Origin of the sequence: Xanthobacter sp., from assembly GCF_041911315.1 — a bacterium.
Taxonomy (GTDB): domain Bacteria; phylum Pseudomonadota; class Alphaproteobacteria; order Rhizobiales; family Xanthobacteraceae; genus Xanthobacter; species Xanthobacter aminoxidans.
Map to the genome: position 1 here is coordinate 1 of NZ_JAYRPE010000017.1, position 21,605 is coordinate 21,605.

The following is a 21,605-nucleotide window of genomic DNA, read 5'->3' on the forward strand; positions in this document are numbered from 1 at the left end:
GCGCCACCCCGGCGCCCGCGGCGGCGACGGCAACGCCGGATGCATCGAGGCTGATGGCGGCGAGGACGGCGCGGCGCGCCACCGCCTGCCAGCCGCGCCGGGCTAGAACGCGGGCGGCGTGCACCGAGCGCAGGCTGTCCCCGGTGCCCCAGAGCATGGCCGGCCGGAAATCGGCGATCAGCAGCACCGTGTCGTCGCGCTCCTCATGGAAGCTGCGGATGTGCGGCGCGCCGGTGCGGGCGGTGGCGGCGGGATCGATCCGCCGGAAGTCGTCGCCTTCGGCGAAGGCGCGGATCTCGCGAAGGTCCATGCCGGAGCCGGGTGGGCGCCCCTGCACGGCGCCGGGGCGCCGCGTCACCGGGCGATGGCGGGTGCGCGGCAGGCGCGTGTCGCGCAGCGCCAGCAGTTCCGCCGCGACGAGCCGGATGCCGGGCGCATCGAGCGCCGCCGTCACCATGGCTCCACCGCCTTCAGGATGTCGGCGACGAGGCTGCGGCCGGTGCGCCCCTCGCCGACGGCGGCCCAGGTCGGCACCAGCCGATGGGCCAGCGCGTCGGGCGCGAGGGCAATGACATCCTCGGGCAGGCCGTAGTCGCGCCCCTTCAGCCAGGCCAGGGCCTGCGCCGCCGCGGCCAGCGCCAGCGTGCCGCGCGGCGACACGGGGTGTTCCACCCATTCGGCAACCACGCCACCGGGCCGCGAGGCCATCACCAGCCGGACGATGAAATCCTTGAGCGCCGGGGCGAGATGGACGGTCGCGACCTCGGCCTTGGCCTGCGCCAGCGTGTCCGGCGACAGCGCGGCCTCCGCCTGTGCCGGCCCCGCGATCCGCTCCGCGGCGACGAGATCGAGGATCGCGCGCTCCTGCTCGGCGTGGGGCAGGCCGAGGGACAGGTGGAGCAGGAAGCGGTCCATCTGGGCTTCGGGCAGGGGAAAGGTGCCCTCGTGTTCGATGGGGTTCTGGGTCGCCACCACCATGAAGGGCTGCGGCAGCGGGCGGGTGACGCCCGAGGATGTCACCTGCCCCTCGGCCATGGCTTCCAGCAGCGCCGACTGCACCTTGGGCGGCGCCCGGTTGATCTCGTCCACCAGGACGAGCGCATGGAACAGCGGCCCGGCGACGAAATCGAAGCGTCCGGTCTCCGGCCGGAACACCTGGGTGCCCGTCAGGTCCGAGGGCAGAAGGTCCGGGGTGCACTGGATGCGGGCGTGGCTTCCCGGCAGGCTGGCGGCGAGGCGCTTGACGGCGCGGGTCTTGGCGATGCCCGGCGGCCCCTCGATCAGCACATGGCCGCCGACCAGCAGGGCGATCAGCAGCCGCTCCACCAGCGCCTCGTGGCCGATCAGCCCGGCGGCGACGGCGCTGCCGAGGCGGGTGATCGGATGGCTCATGTCGTTCATGCCCGGCGCCTCCCATGGTCGGGAGAGGATGGGGGCGCCCGGTGCCGCGCCGCCAGAGAGCCCTTCCCGGCCGGCTCGGGAAGATCACCCGGATCAGCGGGGAAGACGTGCCGTCGCCCGCATGCCGCCGCCCGACGGCAGCAGCGCGAAGCTGCCGCCGAGCGCATCGACCCGCTCGCGGATGCCGAGCAGGCCATAGCCGTCGCCCGCCCGGCTGTCGGGCCGCGCGGCGCCGTCGTCCTCGACGGTCAGGGTGATCGTCTCGGCGACCTCCAGAGTCAGGATGACGCTGCCGGGGCCGCCATGGCGGACGGCATTGGTGAGGCATTCCTGGGCGATGCGGTAGAGGCTGAGGGCGAGGGTGTCCGGCACCGCCTCCATGTCGCCCTTCAGCTCCAACGCGAAGCGGATAGCAGGCACGCGGCTGCGCCAGTCGGCGACGAGCCGCTCCAGCGCGTGGCGCAGACCGAGGTCGTCGAGATCGGGCGGGCGCAGGCGGGACAGCTCGGCGCGCAGGCTGTCCATCATCTGGCCGCTGATCTCGGCGATCCGCGCGCCGTCCTCGGCGGTGGTCTCCTTCGACTGCGCGATGGCCGTGGCCAGCGCGCGGGTGGCGGTGAGGCACTGGCCGAACTCGTCGTGCAGCTCGCGGGCGAGCGCACGCCGCTCGCTCTCCTGCATGGTGAACAGGCGGCGCGTCAGCTCGGTGCGCATGGCCTGCGCCTCCTTGAGCGTCTCCGCCGTATGGTTCAGCGCTGTGCTCAGGCGATCGAACTCGGCGACGTGGAGCGGCGGCAGCCCGGCCGAGAAGTCGCGCCGCTGCAGGCGCTCGATGCCGCTCAGGATGATGCGGAACGGGGCGAGGAGCCGGACCATCAGCAGGCCGGTGAGAATGGAGCCGCCGACCGCCATGCCCACCGCCACCCGCATCAGGTCGCCGGTCCGCGTCCAGGCCCGGCTCATGACGACGCCGGTGTCGGCCGAAGCGGTGACATAGGCATCGGTCAGGTAGCGCGTGCGCACCGGCACGGACATGGGCTCAGGCATCAGGCCGAGGTGCCCCGCCAGCCAGACGAACCAGCCCGGCGGCGCCACGTCGGCGGCGACATAGGGGCCGCAGCGCCGGTGCAGCGGATTCTCCCGCGCGCCGAGTTCGACGCAGATCCCCGGTGCGATGAGGGTCCAGGCGGGAAAGGCCTGCCAGTCGCGGAACACCGGCACCGGCGCCACGCCGCCGAAGGCGAGCCCCTCGAAGCTCGGGCGGGCGGCGATGGCGTCGGCGACGCGGACGGCGGTGGTCGCCACATCCTGCCGCGCGGCCTGCGCCGTATCCCACAGCACCCAGCCGGCGGCGACCACCACCGTGGCAAGCCCCGCCGCCAGCACGCGCAGCACCAGCTGGGGCAGGAGCCGGCGCATCAGATGGCCGGGACGAGGCCGGACCGCTGAGCCTTCAGCACCAGGTCGGCGTCGCCGGAGGCGCCGAGCTTGGCCCGGATCAGCGACAGGTTGTTCTGGACGGTCTTGGAAGAGAGCCCGAGGCTGCGGGCGATGGAGCGTCCGTTCATGCCGCGCGCGACGAGCAGCAGGATCTCGCGCTCCCGCGGTGTCAGGCTGGCGATCTCGTCGGTGCCGAGCGAGGTGCGGGCCAGCTCCTGGGCCATGTCGGACGACAGCGCCCGCCGCCCCGCCGCCACCGCCGTGATGGCCTTGACCAGTTCCTCCGGCGGGCTGCTCTTGGACACGAAGCCCCGCGCGCCCGCCGCCATGGCCTTCTGGGCGAAGATGGCGCCCTGGTGCATGGACACGACGATGATCCGCGCCCCCGGATCGCGGGCCACCATGGCCTCCACCGCCGCGAAGCCGCCGCCGCCGGGCATGGACAGGTCCATCAGCACGATATCCGGCGCATGGGCGGCGAAGGCGGTGAGCGCCGCGATCCCGTCGCCCGCCTCGGCCACGACCGAAAGGCCGGGCTGACGGTCGAGCAGCCGGCGGTAGCCCTCGCGCACGATCGGATGATCGTCGACCAGCAGAATGCGGATCATGTCCATGGGGCGAGGATATCCCTCCGCGGCGCCCACACAATGGGGCGACGCGCTTGGGAAGGCTCGACGGGGGGCTGCGGCCGGCCGGTCCGCCGCGATACGCGCCCCCTCCCCCCGTTGAACTCGGCTCACACGAGCCTCGGTCTATCCGACCTTCAAGGGTGAGGCGCGGCTGCCCCTCAGCTGCCGCTGCGGGTGCGCAGCTGCGGCACGAACAGGTCGCTCCAGCTCGCCGGCTTCGCCTTGATGGAGCCCGCGAGGTGCATGAAATCGGCGATCTTCATGATGCCCTCGGGGGTGGTGGAGAACCAGGTGTCCTTGTCCTCCAGCATCTCCAGCACCTCCTGCTGGGTGGTCTTCACCTTGGAGGAGCGCACATAGATCTCGGCTGCGGCCGCCTTGTCCTTGGCGATGAACTGATCCGCCTCGTCGAGCGCGTCGAGGAAGGCCTGCACCACCTTCGGGTTGGCATCGACGAAGCGCTTGGGCGCGAAGGTCACGTCCATGGTCAGGCGGCCGAGGATGTCCACCGAGTTGGCCACCCGGCGCACATTGGGGTTCTTCACCTCCAGATAGGAGAAGGGCGGCGAGGTGAAGTGCGCGGTGATCTCGGTCCGGCCGGCGGTGAGGGCCGCGAGCGCCTCGGGATGGGGCAGGCCCACCGTCATGGGATCGAGCTTGGCGTAGTTCTCGCGGCCGAACTCCTGCGCCGCCATCATCTGGAGAATGACGGCCGAGAGCGAGGTCTTGATGCCCGGCAAAGCGATCTTGTCGGAGGACTTGAAGTCCTTGAGCGAATTCACGGCCGGATTGTTGGTGTTCATCCACAGGGCAGTGGAGGACAGCCCGCTGACGCCGACCACCTCCACGTTCGGGATGCCCTTGGCCTTGGACCACAGCGTGATGAAGCCGGGCGCGCCGGTGCCGGCGATGTCGAGGGAGCCGGCCATCATGGCGTCGTTGATGACGTTGCCGCCGTCCAGCATCAGCCAGTTGACCTTGAGCGGGCCAAGGCCCGCCTTCTCCGCCTGCTTCTCGAGGAGCTTCTGGTCCTCCATCACGATGAGCGGCAGATAGAGGATGCCGTAGCCCTTCGAGATGCGGACGTCCTTCACTTCCGCCTGCGCGGCGCCGGCGGCGAGCGTCGCTGCGACGGCGACGGCGGCGGCCTTGAGGCACTTCATCCAGCCCATGTCTCTCTCCCTTTGTGTTCTCGTTCGATGACGGGTTTGGCGACCCGGGTCAGTGCTGCATGCCCCAGCGATGCACGGTCTTGCGCTCGATGGTGGCGAAGATCAGGTTTTCCACGGCAAGGCCGATGAGGATGACGGTGAACAGGCCGGCGAAGACGTTGGCCGTCTCCAGCTGGTTGCGGTTTTCGAAGATGAACCAGCCGAGGCCGCCGGAACCGGAGGATACGCCGAACACCAGCTCGGCCGCGATCAGCGTGCGCCAGGCGAAGGCCCAGCCCACTTTCAGGCCGGTGAGGATGGCCGGGAAGGCGGCGGGGATGAGGATGAGCCGCACCAGCTTCAGACCGCGCAGGCCGTAATTCATGCCCACCATCCGCAGCGTCTTGGAGACGGCGCGGAAGCCCGAATGGGTGTTGAGCGCGATGGCCCACAGCACCGAATGCACCAGCACGAAGATGACGCTGCCCTTGCCGAGCCCGAACCAGATGAGTGCCAGCGGCAGCAGCGCGATGGCCGGCAGCGGATTGAACATGGAGGTCAGCGCCTCCAGCAGGTCCGCCCCGAGCCGCGATCCGATGGCGATGGTGGTCAGCACGGCGGCGAGCACGATGCCGATGGCATAGCCGATGAGCAGCGTCTCCAGCGAGGAGAAGGTGCGCGCCGGAATGACCCCGTTGGCGATGTTCTCGAAGAAGGCCGAGAGCGTGTCGGTGAAGGTGGGGAACAGCAGCGGGTTGGCGAGCCACAGGCCATAGGCCTGCCACAGCGCCGCCAGCGCCACGAGAATGATGGCCTTGCGCACCGCGCCGATGCGGTAGATGCGCTCGAAGGGCGAAAGGGTGGCCTCGACGGTGATGTTGCCGAGGGGCGTTTCCGGATTGACGATCTCCGGACGCAAGGCGAGGGTCTGGTTCACGGGCGTGTCCTCAGTGTCCGAAGAGCATGTCGTTGATGCGGGCTTCCAGCTCGACCTGCGCCGAGGTGCCCATCTGTTCGGCCGGAACGCTGTTCAGCTCCGCCCGCACCCGGCCGGGATGGGGCGAGAGCAGGAGGATGCGCGTGCCGATCTTGATCGCCTCCTCGATGGAGTGGGTGACGAACAGGACGGTGAAGCGCGTGTCGTCCCACAATTGCAGCAGTTCGTCCTGCATCTTGCGGCGGGTGAGCGCGTCGAGCGCGGCGAACGGCTCGTCCATCAGCAGAACGTCCGGCTCCATGGCCATGCCGCGGGCGATGGCGACGCGCTGCTTCATGCCGCCGGAGAGCATGTGGGGATAGCTGTCGATGAACTTGGTGAGGCCCACCTTGTCGATGTAGGTGCGCGCCCGCTCGCGCGCCTCGGCCGCGCCCAGGCGGCCGGAGGAGGTGAGCGCGAAGATCACGTTCTCGCCCACGGTCTTCCATGGCAGGAGCTGGTCGAACTCCTGGAACACCATCATGCGGTCCGGGCCGGGCTCCTTCACCTCATGGTCCTTGAGGCGGATCTTGCCCTCGGTCGGCGTGATGTATCCGCCGATGGCCTTCAGCAGCGTGGACTTGCCGCAACCTGACGGACCGAGAAGAACGAAGCGGTCGGAATCGTAGACCTTGAAGTCCACGCGATAGGTGGCCGTGACGAGACTGTCGGGCGTCTTGTATTGAAGGGTCACGCCCTCGACGCTGAGCAGCGGTGCGAATCCAGTCTGGTCTGGATGCATAGTCATCGTTCCTCCCCGCGCCGATCGGCGCAAATTGTTCTTGGTGCACTTCGGCGACCTTGCTTAGGATCATAGCCGGCGATCCTGACCCGAACCTGACACGGGGCGGCTTTGATCGCGGGAGCGTTCGGTGCGCATTCTGCTGGTGGAAGACACGCCGGAGATCGGCCTCGCGGTGCAGAAGCGCTTCGAGCGCATCGGCTATGCCGTGGACTGGGAGACCGACGGGCGCACCGCGAGCGAGCTGATCGAGGTGCAGCCCTACGACCTCGTGGTGCTCGACGTGATGCTGCCCAACATGGACGGCTTCACCGTGCTGAAGCACCTGCGCCGGCGCGGCCTGCGCACGCCCGTATTGGTACTCACCGCCCGCTCGGCGGTGGACGACCGGATCAGCGCCCTCGACCTCGGCGCCGACGACTATCTGGTGAAGCCGTTCGACTATCGCGAGCTGGAGGCACGGGCGCGGGCCCTGCTGCGCCGGGCGGCGGGCATGGCGGACAACACCATCAAGGCCGGCCCGCTGGTGATCGACCGGGCGGGACGCACGGCGATGATCGCCGGCGCGCCGCTCGATCTCACCCGGCGCGAGCTGACCGTGCTGGAAATCCTCGCTTCGCGCCCCGGCGCCTTCGTCGGCAAGGAGGAATTGCTGGAGCAATTGTTCGGCTTCGACCGCGATCCCAGCACCAATGCGGTGGAGCAGTTCATCACCCGGCTGCGCCGCAAGCTCGCCGCCACGTCCGTTGAAATCCGCACCGAGCGCGGCCTGGGCTACCAGCTTGTCGCTTCGTGACCTCCGGGCCTCGCTCCGCGCCCGCATGCTCACCGCGCTGGCGGCGATCCTTTTGCTGGGCGCCGCGGTCCTGAGCCTCGCCGCCTGGCAATATGCGACGCTGGCCGCCCGCGATGCCTACGACAAGCTGCTGGTGGGCGGGGCGGTGCAGATCGCGGAGAACATCTATCTGCAAGGGGGCGTCGTCACCCTCGATCCGCCGGTCGCCGCCATCGCGACGCTCTCCGCCTACGACCTCGTGTTCTACAGCGTCACCGATCCGCGCGGCATCGTGGTGGCGGGCTATGGCGACCTCACGCTCGCGGCCTCGCCGGAACGCCTGCGCAAGGGCGTCGTGCTGGAGGACGGCCAGTATCAGGGGCAGCCGGTGCGCGTCGCCGGCCTCGTCCGCAAGGTGGAGGGCGCGCCCGGCGACGGCTGGACCCGCATCATCGTCGCGCAGACGCTCGGCGCGCGCGCTGCGCTCACGTCCGACCTCGCCTCCAAGGCTCTCGCCATGATCGCGGCCATGAGCCTTCTCGCCCTCGCCACGGCGGCGCTCAGCCTGCGCCTCGTCTTCTCGCCGCTGACCCGCATCGAGCGGGAGATCGCCGGCCGGCAGCCGGACGACCTCAGCCCCATCGCCCTCACCCCGCCGCCCGAGGCGCGGGCGCTGGTGGAGGCCATCGACGGCTTCATGTTGCGGCTTCGGGAGCGCATCGCGCTCATGCAGCGCTTCATCGCCGATGCCGCGCATCAGATCCGCACGCCGCTCGCCGCCATCGATGCGCAGGTGGAACTGCTGGAGACGGACGATCCCGCACACACCGCGCAACTGGAGGGGGTGAGGTCGCGCATCGCCGAATTGGGCCGGCTCACCAGCCAGCTGCTCGACCACGCCATGGTGCTCCACCGCGCCCGCGCGCAGAGCCTTGCGCCCACCGACCTCAACGCGTTGGCGAAGGCCGTGCTCTCCCGCGCCGTGCCGCTCACCCTCGATCGGGAAATCTCCATCAGCTTCGTGCCGCTGGAGGGCGCGCCGCTGCTCGATGTGGACGCCATCAGCGTCGGCGAGGCGCTGGCCAACCTGATCCACAACGGCCTGATGCACGGTGCCCGCAAGCGGCTGTCGGTATCCGTGGAACGCACACCGGACGGCGTCGCGCTGCGGGTGTGGGACGACGGCCCCGGCATTCCCGCGACCGATCAGGCACGTGTCGCCATGCCGTTCCAGAAGGGCGCCGCCTCGTCCGGCTCCGGCCTCGGCCTCGCCATCGCCGGAGAAGTCGCCCGCGCCCACGGCGGCGCGCTGCGCTTCGAAGGGGGCGACGGCGATTTCAGCGTGGTCCTCGAATTGCGCTGAACCGGGCGCACTCGGAGCCGGAGCGGCAGCTCGATCCCGTCGATCATGGCGCGGGGCTTAAAGAACGATCCGGGCCGGCGGCATCAAGACAGCCGGCCCTGGGAGTGCGCGCGACAGGAATGCAGAGCGCCTTAGCCCCTCACCTCAGGGAAGAAGCCGGTCGGCCCCATCTGGCCGCCCTTCAGCACCAGTTCCAGCCCGTCATAGAGTGGATCGTCGGACCATGCGCGGCACAGGGGGGCGCCGGGGGCGAGGCCGGCGACGATGTCAAGGGCGAAGATGTTGAGCGCCTCCATCACCTCGCCGGAACTGTCGCCGCCCGCCACCATCACCCGCCGCACCGCGCCGCTCTCCACGATGCGGCGCATGATCTCCGCCAGCACCGTGCCCACCCGCCGCGCCGCATCGGCACGGGAGAGGCCGGCCACAGCGGCGGTGGCGTCGAAGCCGGTGACGGCCGGGTCGTCCGGCCCCTCGGCGCTGTAGACGACGGGGCTCTGGCCGCGGGAAAGCGCATCCATGGCCGTGGCGACGGCGCGGGCGATTTCCGCCTCCCGATGGGCGTCGGAGAGCGCGTGGGAGAGGTCCAGCCGCTCCGTGTGGAAGCCGGCGGTCCGCGCGTGAGCGAGCTGCGCTGCCGTCACCGGCGAGCAGCTGCCCGAGACCACGGCGATCTTCTCCACGGCCGTAGCCTTCGGCAGGCCGGGTGTTTCCGGCAGCAGGCCGAGGCTGCGCCAATAGGCGGCGAGCGCATATTGCAGGCCGGAGGAGGAGGCGGAGAACAGGCCGTCGCCCCTGTTTTCCCAGATGAGCCGTCCGGCCTCCACCAGGGTCGCCTCATCCATCACGTCGATGAGCACCACGGGTGTGTCATCGCCCCGGAGCGCGTCGCAGCGCGCCTGCGCCTTGCCGGCACGGATCTCGGCGAGATCGATGAGGGCGATGCGCCGGTCCGTCTGGCGGGCGAGATGGCGGCCGAGGTCCGCCTCGTCCATGGGCGTCACCGGATGGCGCGACATGGTGGGGTGGCGGTCCAGCCGGTAGGTGGTGCCGTTCCAGGTGACGAACAGGTTTCCGAACATCTGGTAGCGGCCGAGGCGCGGCACGCCCACCACCATGGGCGACCAGCCGCCGCCCATCTGCCGCACCCCGAGATCGATGGCGCGGCCGATGGAGCCCACATGCGGGGCGGAATCGAAGGTGGAGCACACCTTATAGTGCAGCACCGGCGCGCCCAGCGCCGCGAGGCGGGCGAAGAGGGGCGGCAGCTCCTTGTCCATCCACTCCGGCGAGCGCCCGCGCGAGGAGCCCGCAAGGCCGATGGCGCGGGCATTGGGAAAGCGCGCGCGCATCTCTTCGGTGGGCGGGCGCAGAAACAGCACCGAGGGCACGCCGGCCGCGGTGATCGCCTCCAGCGCGTCGGTGGAGCCGGTGAAGTCGTCGCCGTAATAAGCGAGGAGCAGGCCCTCCGGCAGCGCCGCCCCGGTCTTGGTCCCCGAAGTCATCGCCAGAAGCCGAGCGCGGTCTTCAGCGCGGTGCTGCGGGTCGCCTCGTCCTCAAGGCTCGCCCCCGCCATGGCCGCCCGCCACGCCGCCCTGAGCGCCTCGACGCCGGCCGGTACCCCGGCGGGATGGCCGAAGATGCCGCCGCCCGCCGTGTGGATGAGATCGGCGCAGCCGATGGCGGCATAGGTCTGTGCCGCCTGCCGTCCGGTCTGGCCGGAGGAGAAGACCGGCATGGCTTCCATGGGGGCCGTGTCATTGATGGGCGCCAGCACCGCGCGGGCGGCGGCGATGACGCTCTCGTTGCTCTCGGAGAACTTGTTGTAGAGCCCGTTCACATGCAGGTGGTCCACCCCCGCCAGCCGCCAGAGCTGCTGCCAGGGGGCATAGTCCCACCCCAGCGCCGGGGCGCGGTAGAGCGTGCCCCAGCCGGCGCGGTGGCCGTGCAAGGGCAGCTGGGCATGGCGGGCGATCTCCCGCACCCCCACGAGGCCGATGGAATTGAGGCAGACCATCACGCAGGTGCCGCCCAGCTCCAGCACGAGGTCATGGCGGCGGCGCATCTCGTCCAGGTCGCCGGTGATGTTGAAGGCCACCATCACCTTGCGGCCCCGCCGGTCGGCCGCATCGTTCACCACCCGCATCACCGCCCGCGCCCGCTCCTCGAACGGGCAGCGGCCGCCGTCGGCCTGCAGTTCGTCGTCCTTGATGAAGTCGATGTCGCCGGCGATCAGCTCGCGCACCTGCTGCGCGGTCTCCTCCGCTGTGAGGCCGATGGAGGGCTTGATGATGGTGCCGATGATGGGACCCTCCGCCACTCCGGCGAGGCGGCGGGTGCCGGAAATGCCGAAGGCCGGACCCTTGAAAGCTGACGTGAAGCCGAATGGCAGCTGAAGGCCGGTGATACGCAGACCGGAAACCTGGTGTAACTCGAACAGATTGCCGGCGATGGTGGACATCAGGTTCGGCAGGGACGGGCCGAAATTCTCCACCGGCCAGGACAGTTCGAGCGTCGCCCTCGTGTAGCGATCGGACGCCATGGCGCCCGGAAGGCTGGGCTTGTCCACCACGTCAAGTATCTCAAGACGCTCGACTTTTGCACCCGAACGCTGCTTCAGCTCCGCCGTCTCGGTGGCCAGCGCCACGAAGGTGCCGCTCGACTGCTCCCCGGCGATGACCTCCGCCGTCCGCGCCGGGTCGCCCCCGGTCTCCATCCAGTAGGTGGCATGGACACGATCGCTCATCACACGGGTTCCCAAGGTCGTCTGTCAGGTGAGTCCAACCAATTGCCTTTGTTGAGGAATTGGTTGGGCTCTCGGGGGAGCTGGTACCGCTCAGGTGATGCGACGGATGCTCTCGGCGATCTCGTCTTTGTCCAGGCACTTGAGCCAGTCGTCCCGCATCAGCCGCGGCTTGCCGAACTGGATGGCCTTGTTGCAAGCATCTGAGAACATGCCCGGAATCTCCTTGAACGTCACCGCCGCAAGGATGTTCATGTGGCCCAGCAGGAAGTCCCGCGCGCACTCCGCCGGCACCCCCCGCCGCACCGTCTCGTCCATGGCTTCCCGCATCACATCGAGCAAGGTGGCGCAGATGGTCTCGGACAGGCCCGGCTCCAGGATCGCCATCTGTTCAACGGTCAGGCGATAGGAGCGCAGGATGGGGGCGTAGATGGCCTTCGCCACCGCCTCGCCCAGGGCGAACGCCTCGTCCGGCCCCTGCATCAGCGCGGAGGTGATGGACTGCTTCGCGGCCACGCCGCCGAAATAGTCGCGCCGGCCTTCCTCGGTGGTCTCGTCGTTGAAAATCAACGGGTGGCAGGGGTGCGAGACGAAATAGATGAGGTCGGGCCGCTCCGGCAGATGGCCGGCGAAGGGTGCTGCGGCGTCCAGCAGCATCACCATGGTGCCTGCCTTCAGCTTGGGCGAGATGGCGTGCGAGACCTTGCCGATGAGCGTATCCGGCACGGCGAGGATCACCACATCGGCGCCGTCGAGGGCGGCATCCACCTCGGTGCAGTCGACGCCCACCTCGTCCTTGAGCCGCTTGCGGCCGATCTCACTGACCTCCACATGGGCCACGCGGAAGTCCGTCTTGGCGAGGTTCTTGGACAGGCGCACGCCCATCTTTCCGCCGGCGCCGAACAGCGCGATCTTCGCATCCATCTTGTTTCTCCCGTCGTCTTCATCGGGGCCGGCAGGGCCGGCCCCTCGTGCTTGTTCAGTTGCGCCGTCAGGCCGAGCGCGCCGGAGCCGCGGCCCTGTCGGCGAGGCTCTCGCCCTGCCGCGCCACCACCAGGGTCAGCACCGCGGAGAGGAGCATGAAGCCGCCCACCAGCAGCATCGCCGCCTGGAAGGAGCCAGTGGCATCCTTCACCCATCCGGTGATGAAGGGTGCCGCAAAGCCGGCCACATTGCCTACCGTGTTGATGAGGGCGATGCCCGCCGCCGCACCGGCGCCCGACAGGAAGCGGGCGGGGATGGCCCAGAAGTTGGGCAGTGCCGAGAAGATGGCGCAGGCCGTGACCGTGATGACCGCCACCGTGGCCGCAGGCGAGTTCATGTAGAGCGCCACCGGGATGGAGACCGCGCCGATGAGGGCGGGCAGGCCCACGTGCCAGGGCTTCACGCCGGTCTTCGCCGCCTGTCGGCTCCACAGCACCAGGGCGAACGCCGCGGGCAGATAGGGGATGGCGGTGATGAAGCCCTTCTGCATCACGCTGAACTTGGAGCCGAACTGGGCCTCGAAGCCGGAGATGATGGTGGGCAGGAAGAAGGCCAATGCATAGAGGCCGTAGATGAGGCCGAAATAGACGAAGGAGAGCAGCCACACCCGTCCGTTCAGCAGCGCGCCGGTGGCGAGGATGTTGTGCGAGCCGCCCTTCGCCTTCTCTTCCTTGGCGAGCTCGGACGTGAGCCAGGAGCGCTCCGCGGCGGTCAGCCATTTCGCGTCGGCCGGCTTGTCCACGAGGTAGAACCAGGCGATCACGCCCACCACGATGGCCGGCACCGCGACGCCGAAGAACATGACACGCCAGCCGGCAAGGCCCATCAGCCCGTCAGCACCGATCAGCGCCGACGCGAAGGGCGCACCGATGACGATGGTGAGCGGCTGCGCCACATAGAACAGCGCCAGCACCTTGTTGCGATGACGTGCCGGTACCCACAGGCTGAGATAGAGGATCGCGCCGGGGAAGAAGCCGGCTTCGGCAACGCCCAGCAGGAAGCGCAGGAAATAGAGGCCTTCCACGCTGCTCACCCAGGTGAACAGCAGGGCGACGATGCCCCAGGTGACCATGATGCGGGCCAGCCAGCGCCGCGCGCCGAACTTGTGGAGCGCGAGGTTGCTCGGCACTTCCAGGAGGATGTAGCCGAGGAAGAAGATGCCCGCGGCGAAGCCGAACTGTGCGGCGTTCAGGCCGAGGTCCTTGGTCATGCCGTTGGGTCCGGCGAAGGACACGGCGGTACGGTCGAGGAAGTTGATGAAGAACATCAGGCCGATGAACGGCGTCAGCCGCCAGCAGACCTTGCTGATGGCCGACCGCTCGACGGCCGACACCTCGGGCTCAGGCATGGTTATCCTCCCAGATAAGGCAGATGGGTTGCCGTCTGCGCATTCTTGTTTTTGGGCTCGGGACGCCGCGCAGGTGGCTGCCCGGGCTCGGAGCTGACGTGCGCCATTAGGCGCTGGGAGGCGGCAGGAACAATCGATTTGTTGTCCGCCGGATGTGAGCTAAACTCACATCTTTGATGCTGCATTGCAGCGAAACCGAGCCTTCAACCGATGTCTCAACAGCCGAGCCACCCCTTGCCATCATTGGTGGCGCTGCGCGCGTTCGAGGCCACGGCGCGGCACCGGAGCATGAGCCGGGCGGCGGAGGAATTGTGCGTCACGCACGGGGCCGTCAGCCGCCATGTGAAGGCGCTGGAAGCGACGCTCGGCGTGCAGTTGCTGGCCCGCCGGGGTACCGCCACCGATCCGACGCCCGAAGGCCAGCGCCTCGCCGAGGGGCTGACGACCGCGTTCGGGGTGATCCATGCCACGCTTGAGCGGGTGCGGCCGGGGCCGCTGACCCTCTCCTGCTCGGCCTCCATCATGCTGTGCTGGCTCATCCCGCGCATGGCCGGGTTTCACCGCCGCAATCCGGACGTACAGGTGGAGCTGAACATGAATTACGACAAGGTAGATTTCAGCCGCGACAACATCTCGCTGGCGATCCGCTCCTCCACCATCCCGCCACCACGCGACGCCATCATCCGCGAACTGGGCGCGGAGTGGATCGGCCCGGTCTGCGCCCCGGACTATCTCGCCGCCATGCCGCTGGCGACGCCGGATGATCTGGCGCGCGCGCACCTTCTGGCCACCAACACCCGGCCGGAGGCGTGGCGGGACTGGGCCGAGGCGACCGGCAACGGCGGCCTCACCCTCAAGGCGCAGCGCAGCTTCGATCATTTCTATCTGCTCATCCAGGCGGCGGCCTGCGGCCTCGGCGTTGCGGTGGTGCCGCACATGTTGGCCCTGAGCGAATTGCAATCCGGCCGGCTGGTGGCGCCGTTCGGTTTCACGCCCGGCGCGCGGCACCTGAGGCTGTGGATCTCGCCGCAGGCGGCCATCCGCGCGGAACTGAGGGCGCTCGAAGCGTGGCTCGTAGGCGAGATGGCGACATTCGGCGCTGCGCCCCGGCCGGCGCGTGGCGGAGCCTGACCTCAGGTCGGCTTAGAGCGATGAGATCCATTCAGGGACCGCCGAAGCGGGCCATCGCGCATCCCCTCTTTGCGCGCATGGTTGGCCCTAGACGCGGCGAGCGATGCCGTAGCGGCGCATGCGGCGGTGGATCGTGGTGCGGTCCACACCGAGGTCGCGGGCGACGGCGGAGATGTTCCAGCTCCGCGCCCGTAGGGCAGCGAGGAGCCGGTCGTGGGCGATCTCCCCCTCCCCTGATGGGAAGGCGGGCGACAGGGCAGCCGCGCCCGCCTCGTGCGGGACGTCAGCCTCGCGCAGGCGTTCGGGAAGGTCTTCCCACTGGATCGTCCCCTCGGCGGCGAGCGCGCAGGCGAAATCGAGCGTGTTCATCAGCTCACGGATATTGCCGGGCCAGCGATAGGCGCGCAGCAGATCGCGCGCGTCCGGCGACAGGCTGAAGCGGGTCTTCGCCGCCTTGCCCCGCTCCTCCAGCAGGCGCTCCACCAGCCACTCGAAATCGGCGCGGCGGCGCAGCGGCGGCAAGGTCAGGACGGCGCCGCTCAGGCGGAAATAGAGGTCCTCGCGGAAACGGCCGGCGTTCACCTCCGCGAGGAGATCGCGGTGGGTCGCGGCGATGACGCGAATGTTCACCGGTACCGGCCGCGTGCGACCCAACGGCGTTACCTCCCGCTCCGCCAGCACGCGCAGGAGGCGGGTCTGGAGGGTCAGCGGCATGTCGCCGATCTCGTCCAGGAACAGCGTGCCGCCGTCCGCCTCCAGCACGAGGCCCTTGCGGCCGCGTGCGACGGCGCCGGTGAAGGCGCCCGCCTCGTAGCCGAACAATTCGCCCTCGATCAGCGTCTCCGGCAGCGCCGCGCAGTTCACCGCCACGAAAGGCCGCGCGGAGCGGGCGCCGGCGGCGTGGATGGCCTTGGCGAGGAATTCCTTGCCGGTGCCCGTCTCGCCGCAGACGATGAGGTTCATCTGCGTGTTCACGAGCCGCGCGGCGCGGGCCGTCACCGTCGCCATGGCCGCATCGCCGCCGTGGAGGCCGGCGAGCGGTGCTGGCAGGCTCGGCGGGGCGGCCGCAACCGACCGCGTGGAGATGCGGGCGGGCAGCTGGCAATGGGCGAACATGGGCGTCCCCGTGCCGGCGAGGCGGACCATGCGCTGCGCCACGGGGCTCGCCGGGCCAAGGCGCGGCAGGTCGTCGATGGCGATCTCGATGAACTCGCTCAGGCGGCGCCCCACCAGCGGCCGCACGGCATCGGCCTGCGGGCGTGCCTCCAGCTCGCGCCTCAGCAGCGCGCGGGCCTTGCTGTTGAAACCGGCGATGCAGCCGGAACTGTCCACCGCCAGCACATAAGGCGGGTCCACGTCGGCGAATTCGGGCGAGGGCGCGAGGCGCAGGATGAACTCGCCCCGGAAGCGATTGAGCAGGTTCGCCGTCTCGATCTTGTGCGCGACCGACTTCACCAGTTGGAGCGCGAGGAGTTGGCTCTCCTTCGGCTGGGGGGAGCGCAGCGCCGAGATGTCGAGCACGGCGGCGAGCGCACCGGAGGGATCGAACACCGGCGCTGCCGTGCAGGTGAGCGGGATGTGGGTCGCGTCGAAATGATCGGTCTGGTGCACCACCAGCGCTTCGCCGGTGGCGATGCAGGTGCCCACGGCGCAGGTGCCCGCGCTCGGCTCCTTCCAGTCGGCGCCGAGATAGAGGCCGGCGCGCATGAGGGTGGCGTCGAAGGTGGGATCGCCGATGAAGTCCACGGTGATGCCCTTGGCATCGGTGAGCAGCAGCACGTAGCCGAGCCCCGCCACGTCCCGATAGAGCGTCTCCACTCCGAAGCGCGCGGTGTGGGTGAATTCGTCCATGGCGTCCTGATGCTCGCGCAGCTGCGTCGAGGGCAGGATCAACGGCTCGCGCAACACCACCGGATCGAGACGGTGCTCGCTGACACAGCGCTGCCAGGACTTCATGATGACGGGATCGCGCGTGCCGCGTGACGGCACGGGCAAGCCGCTCGCCGCGCGCATGAGCTCGTCGATATGCGCGACCTGCTCCTGTCGCATGACGATCCTCCCAGATCGTTTTTTATTGTGCGCGAGTGTTGCCGCGAAATGGAGCGCCCGCAAGCCTTTCCGCGGGTCAGGGGTGTGTCCGCGAAATCCATGGTGAGGGCCAAGCTGCAACACCTGTGGCACGCGCGGCGCCACACCTGTGGCGTCACCGCCTCAGGTGCCCCCGCGCCACGCTGGCGGCACCGCCTTGTCCCGCAACGGTTTGACGCGACGGGCGCGATTGGCCCGCCCCTTGCTCTTGTCCTTTCCATCAAGCCGGCGCGAAGCCGGCACTGAAGAACACGGCAAGGGAAGGAAACGTGGCCCGCTCCGCCAGAAGCGGGCCGGGAACGGGCGCGCCTGCGGCTGCCCTTCCTCCCTGCCGGTCCCGTCGATCCGAAGGAGGAGGAAAAGCCCATGTCCATCACGTCGCCCATGCAGACCGACGACGGCGCGCTGTCCAACAATCCCATTCCGCTGGAGAAGGACGCGCTGCTTGCGGCCTACCGCACCATGCGGACCATCCGCGATTTCGAGGAGCGGCTGCACGTGGAATTCGCCAAGGGCGACATCCCCGGCTTCGTCCACCTCTATGCCGGCGAGGAGGCCTGCGCCACTGGCATCATGATGCACCTCACCGACAGCGACCGCATCGCCTCCACCCATCGCGGCCACGGGCACTGCATCGCCAAGGGCGTGGACGTGGAGGAGATGATGGCCGAGATCTACGGCAAGTCGTCCGGCTCCTGCCGCGGCAAGGGCGGCTCCATGCACATCGCCGATCTCTCCAAGGGGATGATGGGCGCCAACGGCATCCTCGGCGCCGGTGCGCCGCTCATCTGCGGCGCTGCGCTCGCCGCCAAGTGCCGCGGCGACGGCGGCGTGGGCATCACCTTCTTCGGCGACGGCGCGGCCAACCAGGGCACGGTTCTCGAAAGCATGAACCTCGCCGCCGTCTGGAACCTGCCGGTGATCTTCGTGCTGGAGAACAACGGATACGCAGAGGCGACTTCGGTTACTTACGCAACGGGCGTGGACAACTTTCTCGACCGCGCCCACGGCTTCGGCCTGCCGGGCGTCAGCGTGGACGGCACGGACTTCTTTGCCGTCCACAAGGCGGCCGGCGAACTGATCGCCAAGGCGCGCGCGGGCGGCGGGCCGGCGCTGCTCGAATGCAAGATGGTGCGCTTCTACGGCCATTTTGAGGGCGACAGCCAGACCTACAAGGCCAAGGGCGAGAACGACTTCAACCGCCTCAACCGCGACTGCCTGAAGATCTTCGCCGATCGCGTGACGGCGGCGGGCATCGTTTCCGATGCCGAGATCGCGCTCATGGACCGCGAAGTGGCGAGCCTCATCGACGACGCCGTGTCCTCGGCCAAGTCGGCGCCGCAGCCGACGCCGCAGGAGCTCACCAGCGACGTCTACGTCTCCTACTGAGCCACGACAGCGAACCCGCACGGCCCAACGATTTCCTGGAGGAAACCATGTCCCGCACCCTCAGCTTCAAGCTGGCGATCAACGAAGCCCTCGACCTTGAAATGCGCCGCGATCCCTCCGTCATCCTGCTCGGCGAGGATATCGTCGGCGGCTCCGGCTCGCCGGGGGAGATGGACGCCTGGGGCGGCGTGCTCGGCGTCACCAAGGGGCTCTACGGCAAGCACGGCAACCGCCTGATGGACACGCCCCTGTCCGAGAGCGCCTACATCGGCGCGGCCATCGGCGCCGCCGCCTGCGGCATGCGCCCGGTGGCGGAGCTGATGTTCCTCGACTTCATGGGCGTGTGCTTCGACCAGATCCTGAACCAGGCGGCCAAGTTCCGCTACATGTTCGGCGGCAAGGCGAAGACGCCCGTGGTCATCCGCGCCATGGTCGGTGCCGGCTTCCGCGCCGCCGCGCAGCACTCGCAGATGCTCACCCCCATGTTCACCCACGTGCCCGGGCTGAAGGTGGTGTGCCCCTCCAACGCCTATGACGCCAAGGGCCTCCTGATCCAGTCCATCCGCGACGACGATCCGGTGATCTTCTGCGAGCACAAGAACCTCTACGCCAGCGAGGCGGACGTGCCAGCCGAGCCCTACGCGATCCCCTTCGGCGAGGCGAACGTGGTGCGGGACGGGCGCGACGTGACCATCGTCAGCTACGGCCTCACCGTCCACCGCGCGCTGGAGGCGGCACAGACCCTCTCGAAGCGCAGCGGCATCGAGGCGGAGGTGATCGACCTGCGCACCCTCTCGCCCATCGACTGGGACACGGTGATCGAGAGCGTGGAAAACACCGGCCGCCTGGTGGTGGTGGACGAGGCCAATCCGCGCTGCTCCATCGCCACGGATGTCGCGGCTTATGTGGCCCAGCAGGCCTTCGGGGCGCTGAAGGCGGCGCCGCAGATGGTGACCGCGCCACACACGCCGGTGCCGTTCTCGCCCGCGCTGGAGGACCTCTACATCCCCTCCGCCGACGCCATCGCGGCCGCCGTGCTGAAGACCCATCCCCAGGCGCTCGCCGCCTGATCGCCGGAGACATCGGACAATGACGGACACGCGCATCAAGCCCATCGTCATGCCCAAGTGGGGGCTCTCCATGGCGGAGGGCAAGGTCACGGGCTGGCTGAAGCCGGAGGGCACGGCCATCGCCATCGGCGACGAGATCGTCGAGGTTGAGACCGACAAGATCGCCGGCGTGGTGGAGGCGGGCGATGCCGGCGTCCTGCGCCGGACCCTCGGCACGCCGGGCACGGTCTATCCGGTAAAGGCACTCATCGGCGTGCTGGCCGATGCGGACGTTCCGGACGCCGAGATCGACGCCTTCGTCGCCGCCTTCGCGGTGCCGGAGGAGGCGGGCGCGGGGGAGGAGGCCTCGGGCCCGCGCTATGAGTTCGTGGACACGCCCGCCGGCCGCCTGCGCTACGCCCGCCGAGGCGAGGGCGGGAAAACCGTGGTTCTGGTCCACGGTTTCGGCGGCGACCTCGACAACTGGCTGTTCAACATCGACGCCCTCGCCGAGGCCGCCACGGTCTATGCCCTCGACCTGCCGGGGCACGGGCAATCGGACAAGGCGGTGGGCGAGGCGAACCTCGCCTTCCTCTCCGGAGCGCTCATCGCCTTCATGGATACGCTCGCAATTCCGCGCGCGCATCTCGTGGGCCATTCCATGGGCGGGGCGGTGGCGAGCGCCGCCGCGCTGGAGCATCCGGAGCGGGTGGCCTCCCTCGCGCTCATCGGCTCGGCCGGGCTCGGGCCGGAGATCAATTCCGGCTACACCGACGGCTTCGTCGCCGCCGGCTCACGGCGCGACATGAAGCCGGTGCTGGAGCAGTTGTTCCACGATCCGGGAACAGTGACGCGCCAGTTGATCGAGGATATCCTCAAGTACAAGCGCCTCGATGGGGTGGACAGCGCGCTGACCGCCCTCTCCGCCAATCTCTTCCCCGCCGAGCGGCAGACCCATGTGCTGGCCGACAGGCTGAAGCAGACCGACGCGCCCATCCTCGTGGTCTGGGGCGAGACCGATCGCGTCATTCCCGCCGCCCATGCCGGCGCGCTGGAAGGCCGCGCCACCGTGGAGGTGCTGCCCGGCGCCGGCCACATGGTGCAGATGGAAAAATCCGGCCGGGTGAACGAGCTGCTGCTCGACCACCTCAAGCGCTGACCGCCTGAAACCCTGCAACGACAAGCGCCGGCGCGCCAGGGCGACCGGCGAAGGAGGACACATGTCCGATCTCAAGGACAAGAGCATCATCATCACCGGCGCAGCCGGCGGCATCGGCGCCGCCATCGCCAGAGCCCTCGCGGGGGACGGTGCGCGCATCGTCGTCGCCGATCTTTCAGAGGCGGCAGCGACGAAGGTGGCGAACGAGATCACGGACAAGGGCGGCACCGCCATCGCCGTGCCGGTGGACGTGCGTGAGCGGCCGCAGGTGCGCGCGCTCATCGACAAGGCGGTTGCGGCCTTTGGGCGGCTCGACGTGCTGTTCAACAACGCTGGCGTCGCCCAGACGCGGCCCTTCCTCGACATCACCGAGGAGGATTGGCGCTTTGTCACCGACGTGAACGCGCTCGGCGTGCTCATCGGCATGCAGGAGGCGGTAAAGACGTTCCGCAAGCAGGGTGGCGGCGGCAAGATCATCAACACCGCCTCCATCGCCGCCAAGCAGGGCTATGAGCCCCTCGCCCATTACTGCGCCAGCAAGTTCGCGGTGGTGGCCATGACTCAGGCCGCCGCCCGCGCCTTCGGCAAGGAGGGCATCACCGCCAACGCCTTCTGCCCCGGCGTGGTGGCCACCGACATGTGGAAGGTGATCGACAAGGGCTTCCGCGACAGCGGCCTGACCCACGGCGAGAACGAGGCCTTCGACACCTTCGCGGCCGGCGCCGTGCTGGGTCGCGCCTCGCGCCCCGACGATCTCGTCGGCGTCGCCCGCTTCCTCGCCTCGTCCCAATCCGACTTCATGACCGGCCAGTCCCTGCTCGTGGACGGCGGCATGGTCTTCACCTGAGGAAATGCCATGACATCTTCCGTGCCCCAGCAATTGAGAGAGATGAACCAGCGTTTCGGCGCCCTCGCCAAGGCGGCGCCGCAGGTGATGACGGCCTTCCGCGGTCTCATGGGTGAGGCGTCGAAGTCCGGCGCCGTGCCCGCCAAGATGAAGGAACTGGTGGCCCTCGCCATCGCCGTGCATCAGGGCTGTGCGGACTGCATCGTGTTCCACGCCGCCAATGCGCGGAGCCACGGCGCCACCCGCGCGGAAGTGGCCGAGATCCTCGGCGTGTGCATCGAGATGGGCGGCGGGCCGTCCGCCGTCTACGCGGGCAAGGCGCTGGAGGCGTTCGACGCCCTCGCCACCGAGCCGGCCTGATCAACCATCAAGAACAGACACAAGGGAGAA

20 protein-coding genes are annotated in these 21,605 nt (G+C 69.2%); 8 read left to right on the plus strand and 12 right to left on the minus strand.

Annotated elements, in window-relative coordinates; genetic code table 11:
* The 7 genes from ACE3QW_RS06435 to ACE3QW_RS06465 form a co-directional block, all read right to left on the minus strand.
* On the minus strand, window positions 1–457 hold a 457-nt coding region (locus tag ACE3QW_RS06435; protein ID WP_374250880.1), incomplete at its 3' end, for a DUF58 domain-containing protein.
* A complete protein-coding gene (locus ACE3QW_RS06440) occupies window positions 451–1,401 on the minus strand; it encodes a MoxR family ATPase (protein WP_029557718.1) in 951 nt (316 codons plus the stop codon). The genes ACE3QW_RS06435 and ACE3QW_RS06440, both read right to left, overlap by 7 nt.
* 93 nt (window positions 1,402–1,494) lie before the next feature.
* Window positions 1,495–2,820: a histidine kinase gene (locus tag ACE3QW_RS06445; RefSeq protein WP_374250881.1), complete on the minus strand. Its 1,326-nt coding sequence runs from the start codon at window positions 2,818–2,820 to the stop codon at window positions 1,495–1,497.
* Complete coding sequence (locus ACE3QW_RS06450; protein ID WP_024279878.1) at window positions 2,820–3,455, minus strand: response regulator transcription factor; 636 nt, start codon at window positions 3,453–3,455, stop codon at window positions 2,820–2,822. The genes ACE3QW_RS06445 and ACE3QW_RS06450 overlap by 1 nt, the downstream gene beginning before the upstream one ends.
* Before the next feature lie 173 nt (window positions 3,456–3,628).
* Window positions 3,629–4,642: an ABC transporter substrate-binding protein gene (locus ACE3QW_RS06455; RefSeq protein WP_374250882.1), complete on the minus strand. Its 1,014-nt coding sequence runs from the start codon at window positions 4,640–4,642 to the stop codon at window positions 3,629–3,631.
* Between the two features lie 49 nt (window positions 4,643–4,691).
* Window positions 4,692–5,558 carry an ABC transporter permease gene (locus ACE3QW_RS06460; RefSeq protein ID WP_374250883.1) on the minus strand — a complete coding sequence of 289 codons (867 nt, stop codon included), beginning with the start codon at window positions 5,556–5,558 and terminating at the stop codon, window positions 4,692–4,694.
* 10 nt (window positions 5,559–5,568) lie between these two features.
* Window positions 5,569–6,345 (minus strand): ABC transporter ATP-binding protein, encoded by a 777-nt coding sequence (locus tag ACE3QW_RS06465; RefSeq protein WP_374250884.1) that lies wholly within the window; start codon window positions 6,343–6,345, stop codon window positions 5,569–5,571.
* 124 nt (window positions 6,346–6,469) lie between these two features.
* Here ACE3QW_RS06465 and ACE3QW_RS06470 point away from each other — a divergent pair, with 124 nt between their 5' ends.
* Window positions 6,470–7,135, plus strand: coding sequence for a response regulator transcription factor (locus tag ACE3QW_RS06470; protein ID WP_250167824.1), 666 nt, complete (start codon window positions 6,470–6,472; stop codon window positions 7,133–7,135).
* Between the two features lie 25 nt (window positions 7,136–7,160).
* Window positions 7,161–8,477, plus strand: a complete 1,317-nt coding sequence (locus tag ACE3QW_RS06475; protein WP_374250926.1) for a sensor histidine kinase — start codon at window positions 7,161–7,163, stop codon at window positions 8,475–8,477.
* 131 nt (window positions 8,478–8,608) lie between these two features.
* Here the strand turns inward: ACE3QW_RS06475 and oiaK are convergent, their stop codons facing one another.
* From oiaK to ACE3QW_RS06495, 4 genes are all read right to left on the minus strand, one after another.
* Window positions 8,609–9,982, minus strand: a complete 1,374-nt coding sequence (oiaK, locus tag ACE3QW_RS06480) for a 3-oxo-isoapionate kinase OiaK (RefSeq protein WP_374250885.1) — start codon at window positions 9,980–9,982, stop codon at window positions 8,609–8,611.
* Entirely contained in the window at window positions 9,979–11,223 is a 1,245-nt protein-coding gene (locus tag ACE3QW_RS06485) for a ribulose-bisphosphate carboxylase large subunit family protein (protein WP_374250886.1), read from the minus strand. The genes oiaK and ACE3QW_RS06485 overlap by 4 nt, the downstream gene beginning before the upstream one ends.
* A 90-nt stretch (window positions 11,224–11,313) precedes the next feature.
* Window positions 11,314–12,144 (minus strand): phosphogluconate dehydrogenase C-terminal domain-containing protein, encoded by an 831-nt coding sequence (locus ACE3QW_RS06490; RefSeq protein WP_374250887.1) that lies wholly within the window; start codon window positions 12,142–12,144, stop codon window positions 11,314–11,316.
* 67 nt (window positions 12,145–12,211) lie between these two features.
* Complete coding sequence (locus ACE3QW_RS06495; RefSeq protein ID WP_038193276.1) at window positions 12,212–13,552, minus strand: MFS transporter; 1,341 nt, start codon at window positions 13,550–13,552, stop codon at window positions 12,212–12,214.
* Between the two features lie 210 nt (window positions 13,553–13,762).
* On the opposite strand from ACE3QW_RS06495, the gene ACE3QW_RS06500 reads away from it, so the two are divergent.
* Window positions 13,763–14,683, plus strand: coding sequence for a LysR substrate-binding domain-containing protein (locus tag ACE3QW_RS06500; protein WP_374250889.1), 921 nt, complete (start codon window positions 13,763–13,765; stop codon window positions 14,681–14,683).
* A gap of 87 nt (window positions 14,684–14,770) precedes the next feature.
* Here ACE3QW_RS06500 and ACE3QW_RS06505 read toward each other — a convergent pair whose 3' ends face one another.
* Window positions 14,771–16,732 carry a sigma-54-dependent Fis family transcriptional regulator gene (locus tag ACE3QW_RS06505; protein WP_374250890.1) on the minus strand — a complete coding sequence of 654 codons (1,962 nt, stop codon included), beginning with the start codon at window positions 16,730–16,732 and terminating at the stop codon, window positions 14,771–14,773.
* 405 nt (window positions 16,733–17,137) lie between these two features.
* On the opposite strand from ACE3QW_RS06505, the gene ACE3QW_RS06510 reads away from it, so the two are divergent.
* From ACE3QW_RS06510 to ACE3QW_RS06530, 5 genes are all read left to right on the plus strand, one after another.
* Entirely contained in the window at window positions 17,138–18,160 is a 1,023-nt protein-coding gene (locus ACE3QW_RS06510) for a thiamine pyrophosphate-dependent dehydrogenase E1 component subunit alpha (RefSeq protein ID WP_374250891.1), read from the plus strand.
* Window positions 18,161–18,207: 47 nt separating this feature from the next.
* On the plus strand, window positions 18,208–19,230 hold the full coding sequence (locus tag ACE3QW_RS06515) for an alpha-ketoacid dehydrogenase subunit beta (protein ID WP_250167830.1): 1,023 nt from the start codon (window positions 18,208–18,210) through the stop codon (window positions 19,228–19,230).
* Between the two features lie 19 nt (window positions 19,231–19,249).
* A complete protein-coding gene (locus tag ACE3QW_RS06520) occupies window positions 19,250–20,368 on the plus strand; it encodes an acetoin dehydrogenase dihydrolipoyllysine-residue acetyltransferase subunit (RefSeq protein WP_374250892.1) in 1,119 nt (372 codons plus the stop codon).
* Between the two features lie 61 nt (window positions 20,369–20,429).
* Window positions 20,430–21,215, plus strand: a complete 786-nt coding sequence (locus ACE3QW_RS06525; protein ID WP_374250893.1) for a glucose 1-dehydrogenase — start codon at window positions 20,430–20,432, stop codon at window positions 21,213–21,215.
* Window positions 21,216–21,224: 9 nt separating this feature from the next.
* The gene (locus ACE3QW_RS06530) at window positions 21,225–21,575 is read left to right on the plus strand and encodes a carboxymuconolactone decarboxylase family protein (RefSeq protein ID WP_024279895.1); all 351 of its coding nucleotides are present in this window, start codon (window positions 21,225–21,227) and stop codon (window positions 21,573–21,575) included.
* Window positions 21,576–21,605 lie beyond the last annotated feature (30 nt).